Origin of the sequence: Paenibacillus antarcticus (assembly GCF_001637225.1) — a bacterium.
GTDB lineage: Bacteria > Bacillota > Bacilli > Paenibacillales > Paenibacillaceae > Paenibacillus_AQ > Paenibacillus_AQ antarcticus.
This window is the reverse complement of record NZ_LVJI01000018.1, coordinates 197791-222894: the sequence shown is the minus strand read 5'-3', so window position 1 is coordinate 222894 and position 25104 is coordinate 197791. Positions and strand designations below refer to the sequence as shown.

The following is a 25104-nucleotide window of genomic DNA, read 5'->3' as shown; positions in this document are numbered from 1 at the left end:
TGAGGGAGATCAGTCATGAATTCGGATTTTATTATTGGACTGGCTGGACAAGCGGTTTATACCGCACTTATTGTAAGTGCACCAATGTTGCTTCTGGGACTCGTGGTTGGTTTGATCATTAGTATATTTCAAGCTACCACCCAGATCCAAGAGCAAACACTTGCGTTTGTTCCAAAAATAATTGCTGTATTGTTATCGTTATTGTTGTTTGGTCCTTGGATTTTAACGACACTCGTAGACTTTACCTTTAATATATTAGACAATTTGTATAAATATATCGGTTAGGTTGAATATCAATGGAATTATTAACGCAAGGTTTCCCGATCTTTTTGCTTATTTTTTGTCGAATTACATCTTTTTTTGTCGTAGCGCCAGTCTTTTCATCCAAAGGTGTACCTGCGCAATTTAAGGTGGGATTATCATTTTTTATTAGTTTACTTATTTATCTAACTTATGGTATTCATCAGTCTATTCCACAAGATATGACCTATATCCTACTCATAATAAGTGAAATTATGGTGGGATTACTTCTTGGATTTGTTGGGTACATGTTGATCACAGCGATTCAGACAGCAGGTTCATTCATAGATATACAAATTGGTTTCGGTATTGCCAATGTATTAGATCCTATGACAGGTGCTTCAGTACCGATGTTAGGTAATTTCAAATACATGATTGCTATGTTGCTTTTTCTAAGTATGAACGGCCATCTACATTTATTGGAAGCCATTTTTGATAGTTATGAATGGATTCCATTAGGAAATGACTTTTACATGAAGCTGTACGGTGGTAGTATTACTGAATTTTTAATTAAAACCTTTAGTCAATCCTTTGTGTTAGCTTTTCAAATGTCAGCTCCGTTGGTAGTAGCGATGTTTTTAACTGATGTTGGGCTTGGCTTTTTAGCGAGAACTGCACCTCAATTTAATATCTTTGTTATTGGAGTTCCACTAAAAATTTTCTTAGGCTTGGCGATGTTGTTATTGCTCGTCCCCAGCTTTTCATATGTATTCGGCAACCTTTTTGAAATTTTGTTCGAATCGATGCACAACCTGCTAGGGGTCATTGGGAAACCACCAAATTGAGCAGGATGGAGGATTTGATCGTGTCCTTTAGATATCCTTTGGACTTACAGCTATTTTCTCAAGAGAAAACAGAGAGGGCAACTCCTAAAAAGCGCCAAGATACACGGAAAGAGGGGCAAGTTGCAAAAAGTATGGAGATTTCGAGCTCTGTAACGCTACTTTCTGCATTTCTCTGTCTTCTTATATTTAGTGGATTCTTTAAGGAACGACTTGTTCATTTGTACAGCGATATATTTATGAACCGTTTGTTGACTGAGATTACAATCAACAATGTGATGATGATGTTTAAAGACTATGGTATACAAATATTAATAATGATGGCCCCATTGTTTTTAACGGTGGTCGTCATGGCGCTTATCGCGAATTTCATGCAGGTGGGTTTCCTACTCACAGGTGTAAAAATGAAATTCAGCAAACTTGATCCGATCAAAGGGTTTAAAAATATATTTTCAATGAGATCATTAGTTGAATTTGCTAAATCTTTAGTCAAGTTAACGATTATTGGCTATCTCGTTTATAGTACGTTATGGGGTAAAAAGGTAGAAATTGCCTCGTTGTCTGAAATAAGTTTGGATAATATCTTAAAGTTTGTAGCAGATCTGACGATGAATTTAGGACTCAAAATTGCAATTGCGTTATTTGTACTAGCTGTGTTGGATTATATATACCAACGATATGAATATGAAAAAGGTATAAAAATGTCTAAGCAAGATATTAAAGATGAGTACAAAAAAATGGAAGGTGATCCGTTAATTAAAGGGAAGATCAGGGAACGCCAACGAAGGATGGCTATGCAGCGTATGATGCAAGAAGTCCCGAAGGCTGATGTTATTATCACGAACCCGACTCACTTTGCGATCGCTTTGAAATATGATGGATCTACCATGGAAGCTCCAAAGATTATTGCTAAAGGTCAGGATTATATGGCCCTTAGAATTAAAGCAATTGCGAAGGAACATGGTGTCATTACAATGGAAAATAAGCCTCTAGCTCGCGCACTCTTTCAAAGAGCGGAAATCGGAGATTCGATTCCTGCAGATTTGTTTCAGGCGGTGGCTGAAGTACTGGCCTATGTATATAAACTAAAAGGTAAAAAATCATAATTGTGGGATTGGAGGCATAGAGTACCGTGAAAATTAAAGAAATCACCGTCCTGACAGGAATCATCGGTATTGTTCTTATGATGATTCTTCCAATCCCGGCGTGGCTTTTAGATATTTTACTCGTGATTAACATTTCAATTGCACTCATGATTTTATTGGTATCTATGAATACCAAGGAAGCACTAGAGTTTTCCATATTTCCATCACTGCTCCTTATTACAACATTATTTCGTCTTGCATTGAATGTATCGACAACGAAGTTGATTCTTTCTACGGGAGAAGCAGGTACAGTCGTTGCGACATTTGGTAGCTGGATCGCAGGTGGTCAAATTGCAATAGGATTTATCGTATTTTTGATCCTAGTTGTTGTGCAATTTATAGTGATTACCAAAGGGTCTGAACGAGTTGCTGAAGTAGGAGCACGTTTTACACTAGACGCTATGCCTGGTAAGCAAATGAGTATTGATGCAGATTTAAATGCTGGATTAATCAATGAGAAACAAGCAAGAGATAGACGTAGTAAAGTAGAACGTGAAGCAGACTTCTATGGGGCTATGGATGGTGCCAGTAAATTCGTTAAAGGTGATGCTATCGCCAGTATTATTATCCTGATCATTAACTTGGTTGGTGGATTTATTATTGGTATGACCATCCACGGTATGGGATTCGGTGAAGCGATTTCGACATACTCTATTCTCACTATTGGTGATGGACTAGTTAGTCAGATTCCAGCTTTATTGATTTCTACTGCTGCTGGTCTGATTGTGACACGCGCTTCGTCTGAAGGGAATCTTGCAGATGATTTAACTAAGCAATTGTTCGCTTATCCTAAATTGATCTACATTGTGGGTGGGACTATTGCAATGCTTGGTTTCTTTACACCGATTCATATTATTACGACGCTTCCACTAGCATTCCTATTAATATTCGCTGCAAGAAAGATGCAACAGAATTTGGATAAGAGACAATTAGCTGATGAACAGTTAGAAGAAGAACAGCAAATTGAAGAGGTTAGAAGTCCAGAAAGTGTTATTAATTTATTACAAGTAGACCCCATTGAATTCGAGTTCGGGTATGGACTTATACCCCTAGCAGACACCCAACAAGGTGGGGATTTACTTGATAGAATTATTATGATCCGTCGACAATGTGCACTTGAATTAGGACTTGTGGTCCCTGTTATCCGAATTCGCGACAATATTCAACTAAAACCGAATGAATATGTCATAAAAATTAAAGGGAATAACGTTGGCGGTGGTGAATTATTACTTAATCACTATTTGGCTATGAGTCCAGGTTATGATGACGATTCCATATCAGGGATTGAGACTTTAGAGCCTGCATTTGGTCTTCCAGCATTGTGGATTGATGAGAGTACTAAGGAACGTGCTGAATTATCAGGGTATACGGTAGTCGATCCTCCTTCTGTGGTTGCGACTCATCTTACAGAATTGATTAAGAAGCATGCTCACGAGTTACTGGGTCGACAAGAAACAAAGACACTTATCGACAATTTAAGAGAAAATTATCCTGTTCTTGTCGATGAACTCATTCCTTCCGTGTTATCCGTGGGGGATGTTCAAAAAGTGCTATCAAAATTACTACGTGAGAAAATCTCTGTACGTGATTTAGTTACGATTTTTGAGACATTGGCAGACTGCGGAACCTACTCTAAAGATCCAGATGTTCTTACTGAATATGTACGTCAATCCTTATCAAGACAAATTACTCAGCAGTATTCGCAAGAAGGAGAGACCCTAAAGGTCATAACCGTTGGTCCTACGTTAGAGAAGAAAATTTCGGAAAGTGTGCAGCAGTCTGATCAAGGTAGTTATCTTGCCTTGGATCCCATGTCTACGCAGACGATATATCAGAAGTTAAATGAACAAATTAATAGGTTGCTACAATCGGGACAACAACCTATCTTCTTAACATCACCAACGATTCGTATGTATTTACGACAAGTCATTGAACGTACCATGCAAGATATACCCGTTCTCTCATATAGTGAATTGGAACCAAATGTAGAAATTCAAAGCGTTGGAGTGGTGAATTTATGAGAGTGAAGCGGTACATAGTCGAACATATGCCGGATGCCATGCAACGAATCCGCAGTGAACTAGGTAGAGATGCTGTCATTCTTAGTACGAAGGAAATAAAAATAGGCGGGTTCCTTGGTATGTTCACGAAGAAGAGGATTGAAGTAGTCGCTGCTGTAGAGAAAGAATCTCAAGTAAAAGAAAGCCAGCCAGCACGTCCTAATAGACAAGCTACCACCAAGAATGAATTGAGTGCTGTGAATGCTATTAAAGCTGTTCCAAACGCTAGTCTTTCGACATTGAGCGTACCTAACAGGGCGGTTCCGGCAGCTTATAAAAGAACGAATGATGTACTCAAAGCTGGGATGAACGATGTTGCTCGTGATCTTGAATTATCAACGATGAGTGTTGCAGCATCTTCTGAAATGGTAGCAGAAGAACAACTAGTTGAAGAGAGACGACAACTAGAATCGGAGCGACCTACTCATGTAGCCTCAATCAAGTTGATAGATCAGCAAGTATCGGATGATCCACTTCTAAAGGAAATAAAAGAAATGAAATTGTGGATGGCTAAAATGGCCAAGCATTCGATGATGAAAGAAGAATTACCGGAAACCCTTCAAAAAATTCAGGAACAGCTAATACAACAGGAAGTGGACATACATTTAAGAGCAGAATGGATCGAAGCAGCTTGTGAGAAGTGGGAGGATAGCGGGCATTCCTTAACGGATGACCAACTCCACCAATTTATTTACGATAAAGCATTTTCTTTTCTTGAAAATCGGCTTGGTGGTGGAATTAACAGCACGACCAAAATTGTATATGTCGCTGGTCCTACGGGTGTTGGAAAGACAACAACCATTGCCAAACTTGCAGCAGAGCAGTTGTTTAGATATCAGCGCAAAGTAGGGTTTATCACATCTGACACTTATCGGATATCTGCCGTGGAACAACTTAGGACTTATGCGTCTATCTTAAATGTACCTTTAGAGGTAGTCCAATCACCGGGGGATATGCAACGAGCTATGCAACGTCTTGACTATTGTGACCTTATACTAATGGATACGGCTGGTAGGAACTATCGAAATGAATTGTTAGTTTCGGAACTTCAAAGTATGCTGACACACGCTGGAGACAGCGAGACTTACTTGGTATTGAGCTTGACCTCTAAGTCACAAGATATGATGAAAATCACGGAACACTTTAGTAAATATGGTCTTGATAAGGTGATCTTTACAAAGCAAGATGAGACCGGAAGTTATGGACCTATATTTAATTTACTTAATAACTTTCCACTTCATCTGTCTTATATGACGAATGGACAAAATGTTCCAGATGACTTGATGATGCCGAATCAAAAAATGTTATGTGACCTCCTTTTGGGAGAGAGGGAAGATGAGTCATGAATGATCAAGCTCAATCTTTGAGGAAACTTGTCTCGATCAATGAGAGAGCTCGGTCGTTGGATACGCAGGAAAGCCAAGATACGGGCTTAGCCAAGTTTATTACTGTTACTAGTGGTAAGGGTGGTGTTGGGAAATCAAATTTCACCTTGAACTTTGCTCTTTCCCTACAGTCATTAGGGAAGAAAGTATTGATCTTTGATGCTGATATTGGTATGGCTAATATCGATGTTCTAATGGGAACGAATTCAAGATATAACCTACATCATTTACTTCAGCGAGAGAAAAGTATACATGAGATAGTCGGCAAAGGTCCTAATGGGTTGTCTTACATTTCAGGAGGATCAGGGATTACTGATCTCATATCACTGTCAGAACATGATATCCAATACTTCACTTCACAAATTGAACTTCTAGCAAGTCAGGTAGACTATATTATTTTTGATACTGGAGCAGGATTGTCCAAAGAAAATATACAGTTCATTACTTCCGCTGATGAATGTCTTGTGGTAACTACACCTGAACCAACGGCAATTACAGATGCTTATGCATTGATCAAAATAATACATGGTATCGATCAAGATGTAGGGTTTCAACTGATTGTAAATAGAGTGGACGATGAAAAAGAAGCATTGTTTACAGCTAATAAAATCAAACTCGTAGCTCGAAAATTTCTTGATATTGATATCCCTATGCTTGGTTATATAAGTGATGATTCGCATGTGGTTCAAGCTGTGAAGAAACAAGTGCCATTCTCCATAGCTTTTCCTAATAGTGTGGCCTCAAAAGATGTTCAACGTCTTGCAAAGCATTATGCGATTGTCCCTTCCGCTTCAGAAAGAGAAACTTTGACAGGAATCAAAGGATTTATGCATAAGTGGCTACATCGTACAAAATGATTCTTCTGTAAAAAGACACAGGGAGGTATGTATCATAATGCATTATAAGGTTGTTGTTGTGGATGACTCTCCTTTTATGCGAAAGATCATTTCTGATCTTATTGAAAGGGATTCTTCTTTCCAAGTGGTTGGAACGGCAGTTAATGGCTGGGAAGCTTTAATGAAAGTATCTGAATTAAAGCCCGATATTGTCACTATGGATGTCGAGATGCCTGAAATGAATGGTTTGGAAGCATTAAATGCGATTATGATGGATAATCCCATTCCAGTAATTATGTTATCAGGAGTTAATGAAGAAGGGATGAGAGAAACAATCATCGCACTGGAGTCCGGGGCATTTGACTTCATCAGAAAACCTTCTGCAAGCATCACTAATGATATAATTCAAGTTGGCGAACTTCTTCTTGAGAAAATGAAGGTCGCGATGCAAGCCAAGGAACGAAGAGCTGCTTGGCAAGCTAAAGAACTTATTAGATCTGAAGGAATAAAGAAACAAATAAGTATTCTCTCAAATCCTATACGTGAGTTTAATAAGCCTCTATCAGAAATCATTAATACGGTGAAAGGGCACAAGAAACATGAAGCTCTTTCCAAGAAGATAGAGCAAACACCAAAGGTTATTAGTAGCCCGATAGTATCCAATAATAAACCACCTTTGGACAAGGATCTCAATCAGACTAAACGTACGAAAACAATCAAAGAGATGATGCCATTAGTGATGGGTAATCCTCCCAGTAAGATTTCAAGTGGAATAGAAAGTGATACCAGTTCTTTCCAACATCTTGTTGCTATAGGTTGCTCAACTGGCGGACCTAGAGCTTTGAAGGAACTCTTGGAGAGGATTCCAGGGGAATTACCAGCTCCAGTAGTGATTGTGCAGCATATGCCGCCTAAATTCACTAAATCACTTGCTCAGCGGCTTAATTCTTTCAGCTCGCTTGAAGTAGTGGAAGGTGAGCAAGGTATGGTCTTGTATAAAGGATATGCCTATATTGCACCTGGCGGATTCCATATGAAGATCGTACGGGCGTCTGCTGGCCATTATGAAATTTCTTTAACTGAGGAAGGGACACGTAATGGGCATCGGCCTTCCGTTGATACCATGTTTGATTCATTGCTCCCATTTAATACGCTAACTCGTCACGTAGTTCTACTGACAGGTATGGGAAGTGATGGTGCCAAAGGAATGAAGACTTTATATGATTCAGGTGTAACCGACACCTATGCTGAAAGTGAAGAAACATGTGTTGTGTATGGTATGCCTCGTTCAGCTGTGGAATTGAATTGTGTGAGGCATATTTTACCACTATTAGATATTCCTAATATGCTAGTTCGAATGATGAAATAATAGAAAGTGATCTCACAAGGGGGTGTATCTCAATGGACATGAATCAATATTTATCTATGTTTATTGACGAGTCGAACGATCATCTGCAATCGCTAAACGAAAAAATGCTTGAACTGGAGACTAATCCAGATGATTTAAGTATTGTACAAGTAATATTTAGATCGGCTCATACGCTTAAAGGTATGGCTGCAACAATGGGGTATGAAGACCTTGCGTCATTAACGCATCAAATGGAGAATGTACTAGATTTGGTACGTAATGAAAAGCTAGCCATGCAAGATTTTATATTTGATACATTATTTAAAAGTTTGGATGCCCTAGAATCTATGGTTGAAGATATTATAAACGGTGGTACCGGTAAAGCCGATGTGTCATTGATAGTAACTTCATTACAGGCAATCGTACTTGGTGAGATACCATCACCTCAAGGCGGGAATACGAGTACAAAAGTGGATGAAGTAAAAGACAATATGAATCATTCTATTCAATTAGATGAGTTTCAATTTTCGATCTTGGATCAGTCCATTATGGAAGGGCATCGTGCGCTGTATCTGGAAGTCTTTATTCGTGAAGATTGCCATTTGAAAGCAGTCCGTGCTTATATGGTATTTGATTTATTGGAAAGATCCGGTGAGGTAATTAAGACTCATCCATCGGTAGAAGATATTGAGCAGGAGAAGTTTGATCGGAGTTTTTCATTATATTACATAACACAAAAAAGTGTAGATGAAATGAAGCAGATGATACTAAACTTATCCGAAATTGATAAGGTGAGTATCGTGGAATTAGATCGTGAATCTTTGAATTTGATGGGCGAGATGAGTAATTCTTCCAAAGAAGTTGCGGCTACAGCAGAATTGGAATTGGAAAAAACAACGGGTTCCAATGTGCTAGTACCTCAAGCAACTACTCAGCCAACGAGTCAAGCTCCAAAGGAAGTAGTCAAAACAAATAGCGGTACGCCAACTCGTACAATTCGTGTCGATATTGAGCGACTCGATGTCCTAATGAATCTTTTTAGTGAGCTGTTAATTGATCGTGTCCGTTTGGAACAATTGGCAAGTGAAGCTCGAAATCATGAGCTAACAGAAACTGTAGAGCATATGAGTCGTGTAAGTTCTGATCTTCAAAATATTGTACTGAAGCTTCGAATGGTTCCAGTCGACACCGTATTTAATCGATTCCCGCGGATGATACGTGACTTAGCCAAATCTTTAGACAAGAAGATTGATTTAGTTATTACAGGTTCTGAGACAGAGCTAGATCGAACCGTTATTGATGAAATCGGAGATCCGCTTGTACATTTGATTCGAAATGCTGTTGACCATGGCATTGAATCTGTTGCAGAGCGATTGGCTGCTGGGAAATCAGAAGTAGGTACGGTGAACTTACGTGCTTTTCATAGTGGAAATCATGTGTTTATTGAGATTGAAGAAGATGGCCGTGGCATCTACCGCGAGAATGTTCTTAAGTCAGCCATTAAAAAGGGTGTTGTAACTGAAGCGGAAGGAGCGGCTATGACTGATGAAGAAGTTTACCAACTTCTTTTTGCAGCTGGCTTCAGCACAGCAGAAGTCATTTCAGATGTTTCTGGCCGCGGCGTTGGGTTGGATGTCGTGAGAGCGAAGATTACTGCTCTGGGTGGGCATGTAACTATTATTTCTACCCCAGGCAAAGGAACGAATTTCTCAGTTCAATTACCACTAACGTTATCCATTATTTCGGCCATGTTAGTGCAATTAGGATCAGAAAAGTATGCCATTCCGCTTACATCTATTGTAGAGACTGGTGTTATAAAACGAAATCAAATTCGAACAGTTCATGGTTATAAAATGGTTGAGTTTCGAGGCGTACAAATTCCGTTGATTTCGCTTAGTCGTATATTTAGCGTTCCTGATTTCGACGAGAGTAAAGAAGAAGAGTCAGAGATTATCGTGATTCGAAAAGGTGAAAAGATGGCTGCTTTAGCTATAGAAGATTTCATAGGGCAAAGTGAAATTGTACTGAAGAGTCTAGGGAAATACTTACCTCAGATTAAAGGGGTATCGGGTGCAACTATACTTGGAGATGGTCAGGTTGCCTTGATTCTAGATCCGAACGAATTCATCAAATAGTTTCAAGGTAAATGCGAGGGTAATATAGGTAGCGGAAAATCATTAGGAGGTTTTTTAAATGGGAGAAGATATTAAGGTCATCGTGTTTAAATTAGGAGACGAAGAGTACGGTATCGAAGTGGATAAAGTTCAGACAATTGAACGGATGGTTCCCATCACACGTGTTCCCAAAACGTTCACTTTTGTAAAAGGTGTTATTAATTTACGTGGAGTTGTTATTCCTATTATTGATTTGCGTGGGCGATTTAGCCTACCTTTGATAGAGTACACAGAAAGTACCCGTATTATTATAGTTGCTGTAAATGAAATGGAAGTAGGATTCATTGTAGATTCTGCTAACGATGTTATTGACCTGAATACAGATAAAATTGAGAATCCACCAGAGGTTGTTGGGGGAATTAAAGCTAAATATCTTCAAGGAGTTGCCAAGATCGACGAAGAACGCCTTCTTATTATGCTCAATCTGTCAGAAGTACTGAATAAGAATGAAATTATTCAATTGGAAAGTATTGAGGAATAAAGGATGCGAGTCTTTAAGCATTTTAAAGAATTTAAAATGGATGTTCTGAAGGAAGTTGGTAATATAGGAGCAGGAAATGCTGCAACAGCACTTTCTCGCCTTCTAAATAAGCCAATCGATATGGCCGTTCCTAAAGTTCAAATTCTCCGGTTTGAAGAAGTTTCTGACAAAGTTGGGGGATCAGAACAAGTCGTAGTAGCCATATTTCTAAGGGTTGAAGGCGATGCACCTGGTAACTTGTTTTTTATATTAAGCCCTAAATCTGCCAAGAGTCTTCTGAGACGTCTAGCTGGAATTAAGGTCGCTAATGATGATTCTTTTAATGATATGGAGATATCTGCACTCAATGAGATTGGAAACATACTATCAGGATCTTATCTGTCAGCACTTGCGGATTTGACAAAGTTATCTATGTCTCCAACAGTGCCATCGTTAGCTATTGATATGGCAGGAGCTATATTAAGCTATGGCCTTCTACAGTACGGAGAAATGGGAGATGATGCATTGCTCATTGACACTACATTTCTAGAAGGAAATCATGAAGTTGAGGGTCAATTTTTCCTGATACCTGACCCGGAATCGTTTGCTATAATATTCGAATCTTTAGGAGTGCCTTTCGAGAATGATTGAGCAAAATGTTGTGAAAGTAGCTATGGCTGACCTAAATGTCATTAAACAATACGGACTGATTCGAACTTCTGGATTAGGTTCTTGCATAGGGCTTACAATGTATGATCCAATTCTTCACTTGGCAGGGATGGCACATGTGATGTTACCCTCTTCTGAAATTGCACGAGATGGCGAACTTAATATTGCTAAATACGCAGATACGGCTTTACCAGCACTTTTAGAGAGACTTCAGAAAATGGGTTCCTCTAAGAGTAATCTTGTAGCAAAAATGGCGGGTGGTTCACAGATGTTTGCCTTTGGTGGAAAAAATGACACCATGAGAATTGGACCAAGAAATGCGGAATCATGTAGAACAAAATTACAAGAGCTTGGTATTCCTCTTATTGGGGAAGATACGGGTGGAAACTATGGACGAACGATTGAACTTGACTGCAGTACTGGCATATTATTCATCCGTAGTGTACAAATGGGCGCAAAGGAATTGTAGAGAAAATGAGAAATATGCGATTTAATTTATTGATTGCTGCTTTTGGATTTATACTCACGTTCATAACGTCATCCTTAAATAATCTTTACATGACGAGTTTAATTAGATCGTTGCTTGCTTTTGTTATCTGGTTTGTGCTTGCTTTTGTTTTCAGATGGGTATTGGGCCTTATGACATCACATGCAGATAATGAGCTCCAAAGACAGATTGAAGTTGAACAGAGTAACGATCAACGAGGTACGCGATTTGATTTAACGTTACCTAATGACAGCGAAGAATTGAATGATCTGTTAACACCAAGGCCTGAATCATCTGTTGAAAGTGACACCGGATTTACACCGCTGAATCTACCGAAATTAGTTTCCGCGCAAGATCCTGAGCAATTAGCTAAGGCCGTTCGTCACCTGACAGAAAAATAAGGAGGGTGAAAGGACTTGATTGAGCAGAAAGTTTCTAACCTGAATCATATGGACTTGTGGATGTCATGGAAGGAACATGACGACATTGAAGCTAAAAAGAAGCTTATTGAGAATTACTTGCATATTGTTGACTACGTTTCTAGTCGTTTGGCAATAGGTCTTCCAAAGAATGTTTCCAAAGATGATTTGGCTAGTAACGGTGTTATGGGTCTTATCGATGCGATAGATAAATTCGATTACAAACGCGGGTTTCAATTCGAAACCTACGGTTCCTGGCGCGTACGTGGGGCAATCCTTGATTCATTACGTCAGGGCGATTGGGTGCCACGTTCTGTTCGTGAAAAGGCGAAAAAAATTGAAGATGCATTTCAACATTTGGAGCAAAGATATCTTCGTTCTGTAAATGATTCGGAGATGAGCGAATATTTAGAACTGACTGAAAAAGAGTACCATAATATGCTTCAGGAAGTAGCGGTTATGACATTGTGTTCATTAGAGGATCCGATTCGAGAGGAAGAATCAGAAACTCGATTGAGCATGATGATTGATGAGAAGGCTAGGAATCCTGATTATAAAATTAATGAATTTTATATGAAGGAATCTTTAATAAAAGGCATAGAAAAACTTACAGATAAAGAACGAACTGTTGTATCACTTCTATATTATGAAGATCTTTCACTGAGTGAAATAGCAGAAGTGATGTCTCTCTCACCTTCTCGTATTTCACAGCTTCATTCTAAAGCTATCCTTAGGTTAAGAGGGACTTTACAGAAAAATAAAGGATTATTGATGGAAAATGACTAAAGCGTACTTATATCCATTGGATATGTGAAGAGATGTATAAAGGGGGAATAAGTTTGACGGACCACTATTTGCTTGAATCTTATTTAATAGTGAGTATTTCTGATGACAAAACTGAAGCTTACCTCCAGTTCTTGAAACAAGACGAAGAATTCAGGTGCACGCAGGAAGAACTCGAACGATTTATTCATACGAACGAAGTTAAGTATGGTATAGATCGGTTTACACTCCAACAAATTGCAAATAATCCCCAAAAGTTCTATTCGGCGAAGACTCCGATTGCGTTCGGGTTTTCTCCTGTTCAAGGTATAGATGGTCGAATTGAAATGGTTATGAAAATAGTTGAGGGTCATAGTCCATTGGAATCTGAAGATGGAAAGGTAGATCATAAGGAAATAAATAATCTCAACAATGTACGAAAAGGTCAAATTATTGCTAAACGAATAGCGCCTATACCTGGTAAGTCAGGGATGTCGGTTACAAACGAAGTAATTCCATTTAAGATGGGCAAAGAAGCTAATTTTAAAGTAGGTAAAAATGTTGTTGTTAATGCAGATAAAACAGCCTTGTATGCCTCTCTCGATGGGATGATAACCATCGCAGATAAAAGAAAAATCAACGTATTTCCAATTTATGAAGTTAATGGTGATGTAGATTACAGCGTAGGAAATATTGATTTTGTAGGTAATGTTATTATTCGTGGCAATGTACTCACTGGGTTTAGAATTAAAGCTGCTGGAGATGTTCGCGTGATCGGCGGAGTAGAAGGTGCTGAGATTGATGCTGATGGATCAGTTGAAATTACAAGTGGTATTATCGGCTACAACAAAGGACACGTCAAAGCAGGAGTAAATGTAAAAACATCTTTCATTCAAGATGGAAATGTGATTGCTGGTGGAGACGTGATTGTATCTCAAAGTATTATGCACTCTACTATAAGAGCTGCTAAAAATGTGATATGTAAAGATGTAAAGGGTCTCATTGTAGGTGGAAGTATTCAGGCAGGTGAAAAAGTTATCGCTCGGACTGTCGGTAATACGATGTCAACAATCACAACCATTGAAGTAGGTGTGGTACCTGAATTACGAAATGAATTAACAGATCTTAGGAATCAACAAAGGTTTCAAAACGATAATGTAGTGAAAACAGAGCAAGCTTTAAATCTATTAAATCAATTAGCTTCAGTTGGACAATTGTCACCTGACAAATTGAGCATGCGTGTTAAATTGAACACAACTCTTAAATCCCATGTTAAAGAGCAGTATGAAATTAAAGAACGGATATTGGAAATAGAAAAGATGCTTGAAGATACAAGTAAATCTAAAGTTGAAATCGTCAATACGATTTATGGTGGTTCGAAGATTGTTATTGGGAGATACACCCGTTTTGTCAAAGATACTTCAGAACGTGTTTCCTTTTATTATTCCGAAGGTGATATATCGATGGCTCCTTATATATAACGGAATATTTATAGGTATAAATTTCTCCAGAGTGAGGTGATATCGTGAGTATGAAATCGGTAGAGTTACAAATCGCAGTGCCGAGAACCCAAGAAGTAGGGAAAATACAAAACGAGCTTCATCATAGATCCGCTCAAGAACAAAGTTTATTAATGAATCAACAAATTAAGGAAAGCCGTGAGATGCGACAACGTAGTTCGGGTGTTACTGATACAGCAAAGTCCTCGATTCGTGAAGAGGGGAAGCAACAGCATTCCACTGACAGTGACGGGCAGTCTCAGCCACCTTCTAATAAACAACAAGATCATCCCTCAGAGCAACAACCGGCTGAGCACCCATACAAGGGACATCATATCGATCTGTCTCTTTAAATTTTCTGCTGGACAGATCAAAGGAGATTAGAGACTTTTGAAACCATGGATTATAATCGTCATGTTGGGGGCTGCAGCTTTGGTATATGCTGTGATGCTACCCAAAAGGCAATCAGATAAGATGTCCTCGGAACAAGTGGTCAAAGAAGTGGAATCCACTTTAGAGCAGTATATGGCCGATATAGAAGAGGAAAATGATACATTGGTTGAACTGGTTGGACAAATGAAGAAAGATACTTCCGCTAAGCATATGGCAATGGAAGAACAGCTGAAAGAAATGCGGCAAAGGTTACTTGAGGTGGAACAACGCTCAGTACAACAAGGTGCTCGTATCACTGATGTTGAGAAGGAAAAGCCTCTTCAAGTAACAGCATTAGCGGAGATACAGAATGTTGGGGTGATAACGACTAATTTGCCTGAAAATGAGCCATCTGATGAGGTGCCTGAAACTGTGAACTCTATTAAACATCGTTATTCAGAATTGTTCGAATTATACAATCAAGGTAAATCGATTGATATTATTGGCAAATTAGTCGGGCTTCAACGCGGTGAAGTTCAACTGATTCTTCAACTAGCGAAACAGGAGGAGTTACGGTAATGAAGAATCGTTCATTTATGAGCGGGTTAGGCATCGGACTCATTATAGGAGCAATTCTTCTTCAATTGATGATCGTGGGCGAGGGTCAAGTCTCAATAACTGCAGGTCAATCTGCTGATTTGACTAGGCAACAATTAGAAGAGAAAGCCAAAGCGATGGATTTGAAGGTGATTGAATCATCTGAGCAATTAATGACGAACGAACAATGGCAGCAACAAAAGGATGAACAGAGTGATGATCCTCAAGGCAAGTCGACGCTATCACCAACGAAGACTAAACCGACTATAGAACCTGTTCAACCATCATCTCCAGAACAACTTGAGCAGAATGTGAGTGAGAGTGCTCCTTCTATAATACAGTCACCACAAGCACAAAGTACGTCACCTCCAAAGACCCCAGTGGCTCCTGCTAAGGCAAAATCTCAAATAGTAGAATACAATATCAAAAAGGGAAGTAACTTGACAAAAATTGCAGACGATTTAGAAAAAATAGGTGTGATCGGAAGTAGTGAGCAATTTATTAAACAAGCTGTAGATCAAAAGATAAATAGAAAGATTCGCGACGGGAGTTACACCTTTACTAAAGGTGAAAACATTGAATCAATTATATCCAAAATTCGATTACAATCGTCTCGCTAATTTTAGCAGACGTTTTTTTATTGTTTACATTTCACATCTTGTTTTCTCACAAAAACAAACTATATTCATGATGAAAATGGTTGCATCGACATATAACTTATGGTATATTAATTGTCGGTGTTAAAAACACACGCCAAGTGATCCCTGTAAGGGTGCTTTCTTTATTAGAAAGTCTTTAAGGGAAATGACGGTTGGCGGAGGACACAAAAAACCAATATTAGGAGGCGCTTAAAATGGGAGTAATATCCATGAAGCAACTTTTGGAAGCAGGCGTACATTTCGGTCACCAAACTCGCCGCTGGAATCCAAAGATGGATCGTTATATTTTCACTGAAAGAAACGGTATCTACATTATTGACTTGCAAAAAACAGTTAAAAAGGTAGAGGAAGCTTATAACTTCGTGAAAAGTGTTTCTGAAGAAAACGGAACTATCCTTTTCGTAGGAACAAAGAAACAAGCACAAGATTCCGTGAAAGAAGAAGCTGAACGTTGTGGAATGTTCTACATCAATCAACGTTGGTTGGGCGGAACTCTAACTAACTTCGAAACAATTCAAAAACGTATTTTCCGCTTGAAAGAGCTTGAAAAATGGGAAGAAGACGGTACATTCGCTGTACTACCTAAAAAAGAAGTTATCCTTCTTCGCAAAGAGAAAGATCGTCTTGAGAAATTCCTAGGCGGAATCAAGAACATGAAGGGCCTACCAAGTGCCTTGTTCATCATTGATCCTCGTAAAGAACGTATTGCGGTTGCAGAAGCTCGCAAATTGGGTATTCCAATCGTAGGTATCGTTGATACTAACTGTGATCCAGACGAAATTGACTATGTTATTCCTGGTAATGACGATGCAATTCGTGCTGTTAAACTATTGACTGGTAAAATGGCTGATGCCATTGTTGAAGCTCAACAAGTTGAAGAACCAACAGCCTAATATAGCATTGGGTAATTCATAAATAAATGAATTAAAATGAAAAGGGTGGTTGGCAGGTTTATAACCTCTCACTGCCCTTTTTTTAAAATATTACGAAAGTATAGGTGTCACCCATACTTTCGTAATATTTATCACGGAAGTTAGATATCGGCTCCGCTGGGACGATCATTTCTACTTGGATTATTGAATTAAATTGAAATACTATATCATTTTTGGAGGGAATATTAAATGGCAGTTAACGCTAGCGCAGTGAAAGAGCTTCGTGAAAGAACGGGAGCAGGAATGTTGGATTGTAAGAAAGCACTTGATGAAACAAATGGTGATGTTGAAAAAGCAATCGATTTTCTTCGTGAAAAAGGATTATCGGCAGCTGCTAATAAAGCAGGACGTGCTGCTACTGAGGGTACTGTAGAATCATACATTCACGCAGGCGGAAAAATTGGTGTGCTTGTAGAAATTAACAGTGAAACTGACTTCGTTGGTAAAACTGAAGAATTCAAGTCTTTTGCTCGTGATATTGCGATGCAAATTGCAGCAGCTAACCCACTTTATGTTCGTCGTGAAGAAGTGCCTCAAGAAGAAGTTGACAGAGAAATGGAAGTTTTGAAATCACAAGCATTAAATGAAGGTAAACCTGAGAAAATCATTGCAAAAATGGTTGAAGGTCGTATCAGTAAGTTCTATGAAGAAATCTGCTTGATGGAGCAATCCTTCATTAAAGATCCAGACAAAACGATTTCAATGATGTTGAATGAGAAAATCAGCAAAATTGGTGAAAACATTTCTATTCGTCGCTTTGTTCGTTTTGAACTTGGTGAAGGTCTAGAGAAAAAAGAAGATAACTTCGTAGATGAAGTAATGGCACAAGTTAAACATTAATAATCATACACAAAAAAAGTGTTATAATAATAGACATAAAGAAGAGTGGAACACAATGTGTTCCTTCTTTTTTAACATATAAGATGTATTTATGCTTCTTATACGGTGAATATAGACATAAAAACTGGCGCGGACTTATTAGCGCCTTCGCAAAGTGGAGGTTTTACATTGGAACAGCCAGTATTTAAAAGAGTGGTCTTAAAAGTCAGTGGTGAATCTCTCTCCGGACAGACTGGATATGGTATTGATGCTGATACTATCGCATCGATCGCAGTACAAGTTAAAGAAGTTGTTGAACTTGGTGTTGAAGTAGCTATCGTATGTGGTGGCGGTAACATCTGGCGTGGAATCGCAGGTAGCGCTAATGGCTTTGATCGTGCTACAGCTGATTATATGGGGATGTTAGCAACAGTAATGAACTCACTAGCGTTACAGGATGCATTAGAACAAATTGATGTGCCTACAAGAGTTCAGACGTCCATTGCGATGCAACAGATTGCCGAACCTTATATCCGACGCAGAGCTATACGCCATCTTGAAAAAGGTCGCGTCGTTATCTTTGCTGCTGGAACAGGCAATCCGTACTTCTCAACTGATACAACAGCTGCTTTACGTGCTGCGGAGATTGAAGCTGAAGTGATCTTGATGGCGAAGAATAAAGTGGATGGCGTGTATTCTGCTGATCCGTTTAAAGACGAAACAGCTGAGAAATATGAACAGTTGACTTACATGGAAGTACTTAACAAAAATCTAGGTGTGATGGACTCTACGGCATCATCCTTGTGTATGGATAATAATATCCCACTCATCGTATTTGCAATCACTGAACTAGGAAACATTAAACGTGTTGTATTAGGTGAGAAAATTGGAACGATTGTTAAAGGGAGTGTAGACTAATGCCACAAGCTATTAGAAAAAGTGCTGAAGAACGTATGGAAAAAGCGATTCTTGCTTTGAAACGTGATCTTGCTTCACTGCGTGCAGGTCGTGCGGCACCTGCTCTTCTTGATCGAATTCAAGTTGAGTATTATGGAGCGCCTACACCACTCAGTCAATTAGCTAACATTAACACGCCGGATTCTCGTACGTTGATGATTCAGCCTTGGGACAAATCTTCGTTACAAGAGATTGAAAGAGCGATTTCAAAGTCAGATATTGGAATTACACCTTCCAATGACGGGACTATGATCCGTTTGACAATACCTGCCCTTACTGAAGAGCGTCGGGTTGAATTGGTTAAAACAACTAAAAAATTCGGTGAAGAAGCAAAAATTGCTATCCGTAATATTCGCCGTGATGCAAATGATGATATTAAGAAATTGGAAAAAACAGATATTACTGAAGATGAATCCCACAAACATCAAGAAGATATTCAAAAGATGACGGATAAATATAGTGCCGAAGTCGACAAGGTTCTCTTGGTGAAAGAAAAAGAGATCATGGACGTATAAGAGACTTATGGCCCCTCCTTTTATGGTGGGGTTTGTCTCTTTTTAAAATATAAGAAAGTATAAGTTTTACTTGGTATGCTATTTCTTATATTTCCGAAGAGACGGATACCCGTCCTTAAGGGGCGGGTATCCGTCTCTTCTTGAATAGGAAATAACTTTCTTTAACCATGTAGGTGTAGTGTGAATATCAGTTTCAACTTGCAGAAAGTGGCTTGGAGGAAATGGAATGATCAAACGAATTCGATCATGGTGGATGCATAAAGACAGTCCGAAGCCGTTGGATATTACTGCTGATAATATTCCTGAACATGTAGCAATTATCATGGATGGAAACGGTCGTTGGGCGAAACGTCTCGGATTACCTCGGATAGTAGGGCATCATAACGGAATGAAGGCTGTTAAGCGAGCAACGATTGCTGCGGATGACCTGGGTATTAAATATTTAACGATGTACGCTTTCTCTACGGAGAACTGGAAACGTCCTAAAGACGAAGTAGATTTCCTTATGCGACTTCCCCAAGAATTTCTCGCGATTGAGTTGGATGAATTAATTGAACGAAACGTACAGATTCGTATGATGGGTGATAAAGATAAATTACCTAATCATACGTTGAAAGCGATGGAAGATGCTATGGAACGTACAGCGGGTAATGATGGGCTTGTACTCAATTTCGCGCTGAACTATGGTGGCCGTAAAGAAATAACGGATGGCATGACATTGCTTGGACATGAGATTGAAGCAGGTAGATTAAAAGCAGAGGATATCAATGCTGAATTGATTGAAAAGCATTTAAAAACCCATGGTATTCCTGATCCAGACCTGTTGATCCGTACAAGCGGAGAGATGAGAATTAGCAACTTTATGCTATGGCAGTTGGCATATAGTGAATTATGGTTCACCGATATTTACTGGCCTGAGTTTAATAAGGATCATTTACATGATGCTGTCGCTGAATATCAGCGTAGAACAAGACGATACGGTGGGCTGTCATAACTCAAGTAGAGGATGAAAATCGTTGAAACAACGACTTATTACCGGGATTATTGCTGGAGCTATTTTTCTAGGATTTTGTGTGATTGGTGGCATGTCATTTCATCTACTTGTACTTGCCATGTCTCTGATAGGTTATTATGAATTTGTGAAAATGATTAAAGTGCGCCCTTTTAGCGGAATAGCTGCTCTTGGATTTGTGGGCGTGTTCATGATCATGTTTCCTTGGAAACTTTTGAATATAGCGTATACCCCAAATGGGGAAATGATATGGCTTCTCCTATTTCTATTGATGATGATGACGGTACTCACCAAAAATCAGATCAGTATTAAACAGGTGTCATTGCTATTATTAGGTATATTATATATTGGGGTTGGATTTTACTACATCGCTGAGTCTCGTCACGCTCCTGACGGTCATGGATTGTTCTGGACTTTCCTGTTGCTTTCATCGATCTGGGCGAGTGATGCAGGTGCCTATTTTGTTGGTAAACAATGGGGTCGTCATAAGCTGTGGCCTGCGATCAGCCCCAACAAGACTGTTGAAGGTGCGCTTGGTGGAGTTGTGATTGCTATCATAACTGCTGTCATATTTGCACTTTCTTCGGGTGATTTGCTCGGGTTAGGTGGTGCTTGCCTCATTGGGCTTGCATGTGCAGTCGTAGGACAACTGGGTGATTTGATTCAGTCCGCATACAAGCGAGTTTATAATATTAAAGATTCAGGTAAGTTATTACCAGGTCATGGCGGGATATTAGATCGTTGTGACAGTTGGATTATTGTTTTCCCTTTTGTACATATCGTGATGTTATTGCCTTACTAACACGAGAGAAGGTGCATTGTGAAAAAAATTAGTATTCTAGGTTCTACGGGATCTATTGGGACACAGACATTGGACGTAGTATCCACGCATAGAGATCAATTTCAAGTCGAAGGCCTTGCAGCCGGGACAAACGCGGAATTGCTGATCCGTCAGGTACATGAGTTTAAACCTAAGAAAGTTTCCATTGCTACGAAAGAATTAGCTGAACAAATTAAACCCCATCTTCCTTCTGCTACACAAGTTTATTATGGAGATGCAGGTTTAGTAGAAGTTGCAGCAGGGACAGACGCTGAAATGGTCGTTACTGCAGTGATGGGTAGCGTAGGGTTGCGGTCTACATTAGCAGCAATTGAAGCAGGCAAGCATATTGGACTGGCTAACAAGGAAACCTTGGTAACTGCTGGTCACTTAGTGACTTCACTTGCGCTAGAAAAGGGAGTGAAGTTGTTCCCGATCGACAGCGAGCACTCTGCCATTTTTCAATGTATGAATGGTGAACGTAGATCCGATGTTGCTGGGATTACCATAACAGCATCGGGAGGTTCATTTCGCGATTTATCACGTGAAGAATTAAAGGATGTTACAGTTGAAGATGCGTTAAAACATCCTAACTGGTCGATGGGATCAAAGATTACAATAGACTCTGCGACAATGGTTAATAAGGGACTCGAAGTGATTGAGGCACATTGGCTTTTCAACTTACCTTATGATCAAATAAATGTACTTCTTCACCCAGAGAGTATCATTCATTCATTTGTGGAATTCTGCGATAGTAGTATTATTGCCCAGCTAGGAAATCCAGATATGAGAGTTCCTATCCAATATGCTTTAACTTATCCAGAACGCTGGATATCACCTACACGTTCTTTATCTCTTGCAGAAGTGGGTAGTCTTCATTTTAAAGAGATGGATTATGTGAGATTCCCTTGTCTAAGACTTGCATTTGAGTGTGGAAGAATGGGTGGTACAGCAACAACGGCCTTTAATGCTGCGAATGAGATCGCAGTAGCACGTTTTTTACAAAAGGAAATATCGTTTCTTCATATTGAAGAGATTATTGAAAAAGTACTTGAACAGCATAATAATATTTCCATTCCTGATTTAGGTTCTATTGAAGAGTGCGATCGACGTTCGCGTGAGTTGGCACTAAGACTTTAACTTTAATGAAATTTACCATTCTCTCTTTTTGAAAAAAATTGCTTCAAAAGTGATTCTCTTGTGTTGGGTCGGAGAATAATGATAATCTATAAGGACATACTTCGATCTTAGACAATAGAGGGGGATGAGTTACTTTGGAAATGGTTCAGGTCGTTTTTCTGACTGTATTAATGTTTTTTGTAATTGTGACGGTACATGAGTGGGGTCATTATTATTTCGCCAAACGTGCTGGCATATTGGTTCGAGAATTTGCTATCGGTTTCGGTCCGAAACTGTTCTCCTATAAACGTCATGAAACGCAGTTTACACTTCGATTACTACCTTTTGGTGGATATGCTCGTATGGCTGGTGAAGATCCAGAAATTGTGGAAATTCAAGTGGGACAGACGATTGCCGTTCGTGTTGTGAACGATGAAGTGAAGAAGATATATTTGGATCAGCTAGATAATCGTAAGAATGTGATACGCGGTGAAGTAGAATCCATTGATCTGGATGTAGGTCTATCTTTAAGACTAAATGTAGATGAAGATGTTCAACAATATCGTGTTCATCCACAAGCGATGATGGTAACCAAGGGGAAAGAGACACAGATTGCTCCTAAGAATCGTCAATTTGGTAGCAAGACTGTAGGTCAACGAGCATTGTCTATCGTTGCTGGACCTGTGATGAACTTTATTCTTGCGTTTGTATTGTTCGCGATACATATACAGATGGCCGGTATTCCATTGGATAACCCAACGTATGTTCAAATTGGTGATGTATCAGAAGGTATGCCTGCTTCTGAAGCTAATTTGAAAAAAGGGGATATTGTTGATTCGATCAATGGAACGATGATTGGTGCTGATTATCAGAAGATGATTTCATTAACAGCAGAATCTCAAGACAAGCCTATGGAATGGACGATTCGTCGAGGCGATGAAACATTTAAAGTTACCCTTACACCACGTAAGATGGAAGGACAAGAAGGTGGTAAAGTGGGTATTACTCCCGAACTTCCTTCTCGTAAAGCTTCTTTTGGTGAGACAATTGTAAATTCTGGTAAGACGATGGTAAGTACCACTGAAATGATCTTTAAAGGGTTCAGTCAACTAATTAATCAGTTCTCGATGGATGATCTTGGAGGACCTGTGCGTACCTTTGAGGTGACGGGTCAGATTGCTAAGCAAGGTATTGAGCAATTGACATATTGGGCGGCTATATTAAGTCTTTACTTGGGGATTTTCAACCTGTTCCCTATTCCGGCACTTGATGGTAGCCGACTTGTCTTCCTTGGTGTTGAATGGATACGTGGTAAACCAATTGATCCGAATCGTGAAGGAATGGTTCATTTTGTTGGGTTTGCGCTGTTGTTCTTACTCATGATCGCTGTAACCTATAATGATATTTTAAGATTGATTAATGGATAAAAACTTTGTTTATGCTTTCGATGTGAATTTTTCAGAAGCGTAGCATGAAGTATTACAGAAAAATTTTAGGAGGAAATTCATCCTTATGTCAAAAGATAAGCAGTTCGTAACGGAGATTACACCACAAGGAGAAGACTTCTCCCGTTGGTATATAGATGTGATTAAAAAGGCAGAGTTAATGGATTATTCACCGGTTCGGGGTTGTATCGTATTCCGTCCGGATGGATATGAAATTTGGGAACACATTCAGGCTGAAATGGATCGCCGCTTTAAGGAAACAGGACATCGCAATGCTTATTTTCCACTGTTAATTCCAGAAAGCTTCTTCCAAAAGGAAAAAGATCATATTGAAGGATTTAATCCAGAGTTGCCATGGGTAACTGAGGCTGCTGGGGAGAAACTGGAAGAACGTCTTGCGATTCGTCCAACATCTGAAACGATGTTTGGTCATATGTACTCTAAATGGATTAAATCGTACCGTGATTTACCTGTACTAATCAATCAATGGGCGAATGTTGTTCGTTGGGAGAAACGGACGTTACCATTTATTAGAACGACTGAGTTTTTGTGGCAAGAAGGTCATACGGCTCATGAGACAGAAGCAGAAGCACGTGAAGAAACGATGAAAATGTTAGAACTTTATCGATCTTTCTTGGAGGAGTATCTTGCAATCCCAGTCATTACGGGACAGAAAACGCCTTCGGAACGATTTGCTGGGGCAGTGGATACGTTCTCTATTGAAGCGATGATGAAAGATGGAAAGGCTGTTCAAGCCGGAACATCGCATTATCTAGGGACGAAGTTTGCGGAAGCATTTGAAATACAATATTTAAATCGTGAGAATACGCAAGAATATGTACACACGACTTCATGGGGAACAACCACTAGATTGATTGGATCGTTAATCATGGTTCATGGTGATGATCGTGGACTTGCTCTACCTCCAAAAGTGGCTCCAACTCAAGTGATCATGGTTCCTATTGGACCGCCTAAGACTCGTGAAGCAGTGGTAGGACGTACAGACGAATTGTTTGTGGAACTGAAGAAAGCAGGAGTACGAGTTAAGGTCGATGATCGTACTGATGTTTCTCCTGGTTGGAAATTTAATGAATATGAAATGCGCGGTGTCCCAGTTCGATTGGAGCTTGGTCCTCGTGACATGGAGAATGGTGTCTGTGTGCTAGTATCACGTATTACTGGTGAGAAAAAGATTGTCCAACAGGATAATCTGGTCGAAGAAGTGAAGGCAATGCTTGAACAAGTTCATCAAGAAATGTTGGACAGAGCGAAGCAATTTATGAGTGATCATTTCTACTCGGTGGACAACCTTGAAGAAATGAAGATGAGAATGGAAGAATCTCGTGGCTTCACATTAGCTGGATGGTGCGGTACAGTGGAATGTGAACGTAAGGTGAAGGAAGAGACCGGAGCTACGAGTCGTAACATCCCATTGGAACCATCTGAAACGAAAGAAACTTGTATCGTCTGTGGGGAGTCATCCAAACATACAGTTGTATTTGCTAGAGCATACTAATAGTTAATAGAGTTC

General features: G+C 39.4%; 26 protein-coding genes. All 26 read left to right on the top strand.

The window, feature by feature from the left end; translation table 11 throughout:
• Positions 1–15 precede the first annotated feature (15 nt).
• The 26 genes from fliQ to proS all read left to right on the top strand — a co-directional run bounded on the left by fliQ (position 16) and on the right by proS (position 25089).
• Entirely contained in the window at positions 16–285 is a 270-nt protein-coding gene (fliQ, locus tag PBAT_RS14255; protein WP_068650621.1) for a flagellar biosynthesis protein FliQ, read from the top strand.
• Between the two features lie 11 nt (positions 286–296).
• Positions 297–1085, top strand: coding sequence for a flagellar biosynthetic protein FliR (gene fliR, locus PBAT_RS14250; RefSeq protein ID WP_068650620.1), 789 nt, complete (start codon positions 297–299; stop codon positions 1083–1085).
• A 20-nt stretch (positions 1086–1105) separates the two neighbouring features.
• Positions 1106–2188 (top strand): flagellar biosynthesis protein FlhB, encoded by a 1083-nt coding sequence (gene flhB / locus PBAT_RS14245; protein ID WP_246168183.1) that lies wholly within the window; start codon positions 1106–1108, stop codon positions 2186–2188.
• Positions 2189–2214: 26 nt separating this feature from the next.
• On the top strand, positions 2215–4248 hold the full coding sequence (gene flhA / locus PBAT_RS14240) for a flagellar biosynthesis protein FlhA (protein WP_068650618.1): 2034 nt from the start codon (positions 2215–2217) through the stop codon (positions 4246–4248).
• Positions 4245–5633, top strand: coding sequence for a flagellar biosynthesis GTPase FlhF (gene flhF, locus PBAT_RS14235; RefSeq protein WP_068650617.1), 1389 nt, complete (start codon positions 4245–4247; stop codon positions 5631–5633). The genes flhA and flhF overlap by 4 nt, the downstream gene beginning before the upstream one ends.
• Positions 5630–6529, top strand: coding sequence for a MinD/ParA family protein (locus PBAT_RS14230; RefSeq protein ID WP_068650616.1), 900 nt, complete (start codon positions 5630–5632; stop codon positions 6527–6529). The genes flhF and PBAT_RS14230 overlap by 4 nt, the downstream gene beginning before the upstream one ends.
• Positions 6530–6566: 37 nt before the next feature.
• Entirely contained in the window at positions 6567–7877 is a 1311-nt protein-coding gene (locus PBAT_RS14225) for a protein-glutamate methylesterase/protein-glutamine glutaminase (RefSeq protein WP_068650615.1), read from the top strand.
• 32 nt (positions 7878–7909) lie between these two features.
• A complete protein-coding gene (locus PBAT_RS14220) occupies positions 7910–9991 on the top strand; it encodes a chemotaxis protein CheA (protein ID WP_068650614.1) in 2082 nt (693 codons plus the stop codon).
• A gap of 58 nt (positions 9992–10049) precedes the next feature.
• On the top strand, positions 10050–10511 hold the full coding sequence (locus tag PBAT_RS14215) for a chemotaxis protein CheW (protein ID WP_068650613.1): 462 nt from the start codon (positions 10050–10052) through the stop codon (positions 10509–10511).
• Positions 10512–10514: 3 nt separating this feature from the next.
• Positions 10515–11141, top strand: coding sequence for a chemotaxis protein CheC (locus tag PBAT_RS14210; RefSeq protein WP_068650612.1), 627 nt, complete (start codon positions 10515–10517; stop codon positions 11139–11141).
• Complete coding sequence (locus PBAT_RS14205) at positions 11134–11628, top strand: chemotaxis protein CheD (RefSeq protein WP_068650611.1); 495 nt, start codon at positions 11134–11136, stop codon at positions 11626–11628. The genes PBAT_RS14210 and PBAT_RS14205 overlap by 8 nt, the downstream gene beginning before the upstream one ends.
• A gap of 14 nt (positions 11629–11642) precedes the next feature.
• The gene (locus tag PBAT_RS14200) at positions 11643–12047 is read left to right on the top strand and encodes a hypothetical protein (RefSeq protein WP_248912429.1); all 405 of its coding nucleotides are present in this window, start codon (positions 11643–11645) and stop codon (positions 12045–12047) included.
• Positions 12048–12062: 15 nt separating this feature from the next.
• Entirely contained in the window at positions 12063–12851 is a 789-nt protein-coding gene (locus PBAT_RS14195; protein ID WP_068650609.1) for a FliA/WhiG family RNA polymerase sigma factor, read from the top strand.
• A gap of 53 nt (positions 12852–12904) precedes the next feature.
• The gene (locus tag PBAT_RS14190; RefSeq protein ID WP_068650608.1) at positions 12905–14308 is read left to right on the top strand and encodes a DUF342 domain-containing protein; all 1404 of its coding nucleotides are present in this window, start codon (positions 12905–12907) and stop codon (positions 14306–14308) included.
• A 50-nt stretch (positions 14309–14358) separates the two neighbouring features.
• Positions 14359–14679 (top strand): hypothetical protein, encoded by a 321-nt coding sequence (locus PBAT_RS14185; RefSeq protein ID WP_246168872.1) that lies wholly within the window; start codon positions 14359–14361, stop codon positions 14677–14679.
• Between the two features lie 37 nt (positions 14680–14716).
• Positions 14717–15277: a hypothetical protein gene (locus tag PBAT_RS14180; RefSeq protein WP_246168186.1), complete on the top strand. Its 561-nt coding sequence runs from the start codon at positions 14717–14719 to the stop codon at positions 15275–15277.
• On the top strand, positions 15277–15915 hold the full coding sequence (locus PBAT_RS14175; RefSeq protein WP_068650606.1) for an MltG/YceG/YrrL family protein: 639 nt from the start codon (positions 15277–15279) through the stop codon (positions 15913–15915). Before PBAT_RS14180 ends, PBAT_RS14175 begins: the two co-directional genes overlap by 1 nt.
• A 233-nt stretch (positions 15916–16148) precedes the next feature.
• Positions 16149–16847 carry a 30S ribosomal protein S2 gene (gene rpsB / locus PBAT_RS14170; protein ID WP_068534617.1) on the top strand — a complete coding sequence of 233 codons (699 nt, stop codon included), beginning with the start codon at positions 16149–16151 and terminating at the stop codon, positions 16845–16847.
• A 228-nt stretch (positions 16848–17075) separates the two neighbouring features.
• On the top strand, positions 17076–17726 hold the full coding sequence (tsf, locus tag PBAT_RS14165) for a translation elongation factor Ts (RefSeq protein ID WP_068580343.1): 651 nt from the start codon (positions 17076–17078) through the stop codon (positions 17724–17726).
• Between the two features lie 168 nt (positions 17727–17894).
• Positions 17895–18623, top strand: coding sequence for a UMP kinase (pyrH, locus tag PBAT_RS14160; RefSeq protein WP_068534625.1), 729 nt, complete (start codon positions 17895–17897; stop codon positions 18621–18623).
• A complete protein-coding gene (gene frr, locus PBAT_RS14155) occupies positions 18623–19177 on the top strand; it encodes a ribosome recycling factor (protein ID WP_068534628.1) in 555 nt (184 codons plus the stop codon). Before pyrH ends, frr begins: the two co-directional genes overlap by 1 nt.
• 226 nt (positions 19178–19403) lie before the next feature.
• Positions 19404–20171 carry an isoprenyl transferase gene (locus tag PBAT_RS14150; RefSeq protein WP_068650605.1) on the top strand — a complete coding sequence of 256 codons (768 nt, stop codon included), beginning with the start codon at positions 19404–19406 and terminating at the stop codon, positions 20169–20171.
• Between the two features lie 22 nt (positions 20172–20193).
• On the top strand, positions 20194–20991 hold the full coding sequence (locus tag PBAT_RS14145) for a phosphatidate cytidylyltransferase (RefSeq protein ID WP_068650604.1): 798 nt from the start codon (positions 20194–20196) through the stop codon (positions 20989–20991).
• Positions 20992–21009: 18 nt separating this feature from the next.
• Positions 21010–22149, top strand: a complete 1140-nt coding sequence (locus tag PBAT_RS14140) for a 1-deoxy-D-xylulose-5-phosphate reductoisomerase (protein WP_068650603.1) — start codon at positions 21010–21012, stop codon at positions 22147–22149.
• A 134-nt stretch (positions 22150–22283) separates the two neighbouring features.
• Positions 22284–23555 (top strand): RIP metalloprotease RseP, encoded by a 1272-nt coding sequence (gene rseP, locus PBAT_RS14135; RefSeq protein WP_068650602.1) that lies wholly within the window; start codon positions 22284–22286, stop codon positions 23553–23555.
• An 85-nt stretch (positions 23556–23640) separates the two neighbouring features.
• Positions 23641–25089 carry a proline--tRNA ligase gene (gene proS / locus PBAT_RS14130; protein WP_068650601.1) on the top strand — a complete coding sequence of 483 codons (1449 nt, stop codon included), beginning with the start codon at positions 23641–23643 and terminating at the stop codon, positions 25087–25089.
• Positions 25090–25104 lie beyond the last annotated feature (15 nt).

What these genes read in the sequence shown, in the direction of transcription:
- PBAT_RS14150 (WP_068650605.1), top strand. Translation starts at nt 19,404, where the DNA reads ATGATCAAACGAATTCGATCATGGTGGATGCATAAAGACAGTCCGAAG.
- PBAT_RS14200 (WP_248912429.1), top strand. Translation starts at nt 11,643, where the DNA reads ATGCGATTTAATTTATTGATTGCTGCTTTTGGATTTATACTCACGTTC.
- flhF (WP_068650617.1), top strand. Translation starts at nt 4,245, where the DNA reads ATGAGAGTGAAGCGGTACATAGTCGAACATATGCCGGATGCCATGCAA.
- PBAT_RS14185 (WP_246168872.1), top strand. Translation starts at nt 14,359, where the DNA reads ATGAAATCGGTAGAGTTACAAATCGCAGTGCCGAGAACCCAAGAAGTA.
- PBAT_RS14205 (WP_068650611.1), top strand. Translation starts at nt 11,134, where the DNA reads ATGATTGAGCAAAATGTTGTGAAAGTAGCTATGGCTGACCTAAATGTC.
- fliQ (WP_068650621.1), top strand. Translation starts at nt 16, where the DNA reads ATGAATTCGGATTTTATTATTGGACTGGCTGGACAAGCGGTTTATACC.
- PBAT_RS14215 (WP_068650613.1), top strand. Translation starts at nt 10,050, where the DNA reads ATGGGAGAAGATATTAAGGTCATCGTGTTTAAATTAGGAGACGAAGAG.
- PBAT_RS14220 (WP_068650614.1), top strand. Translation starts at nt 7,910, where the DNA reads ATGGACATGAATCAATATTTATCTATGTTTATTGACGAGTCGAACGAT.
- PBAT_RS14210 (WP_068650612.1), top strand. Translation starts at nt 10,515, where the DNA reads ATGCGAGTCTTTAAGCATTTTAAAGAATTTAAAATGGATGTTCTGAAG.
- tsf (WP_068580343.1), top strand. Translation starts at nt 17,076, where the DNA reads ATGGCAGTTAACGCTAGCGCAGTGAAAGAGCTTCGTGAAAGAACGGGA.
- PBAT_RS14175 (WP_068650606.1), top strand. Translation starts at nt 15,277, where the DNA reads ATGAAGAATCGTTCATTTATGAGCGGGTTAGGCATCGGACTCATTATA.
- PBAT_RS14225 (WP_068650615.1), top strand. Translation starts at nt 6,567, where the DNA reads ATGCATTATAAGGTTGTTGTTGTGGATGACTCTCCTTTTATGCGAAAG.
- PBAT_RS14230 (WP_068650616.1), top strand. Translation starts at nt 5,630, where the DNA reads ATGAATGATCAAGCTCAATCTTTGAGGAAACTTGTCTCGATCAATGAG.
- frr (WP_068534628.1), top strand. Translation starts at nt 18,623, where the DNA reads ATGCCACAAGCTATTAGAAAAAGTGCTGAAGAACGTATGGAAAAAGCG.
- proS (WP_068650601.1), top strand. Translation starts at nt 23,641, where the DNA reads ATGTCAAAAGATAAGCAGTTCGTAACGGAGATTACACCACAAGGAGAA.
- fliR (WP_068650620.1), top strand. Translation starts at nt 297, where the DNA reads ATGGAATTATTAACGCAAGGTTTCCCGATCTTTTTGCTTATTTTTTGT.
- rpsB (WP_068534617.1), top strand. Translation starts at nt 16,149, where the DNA reads ATGGGAGTAATATCCATGAAGCAACTTTTGGAAGCAGGCGTACATTTC.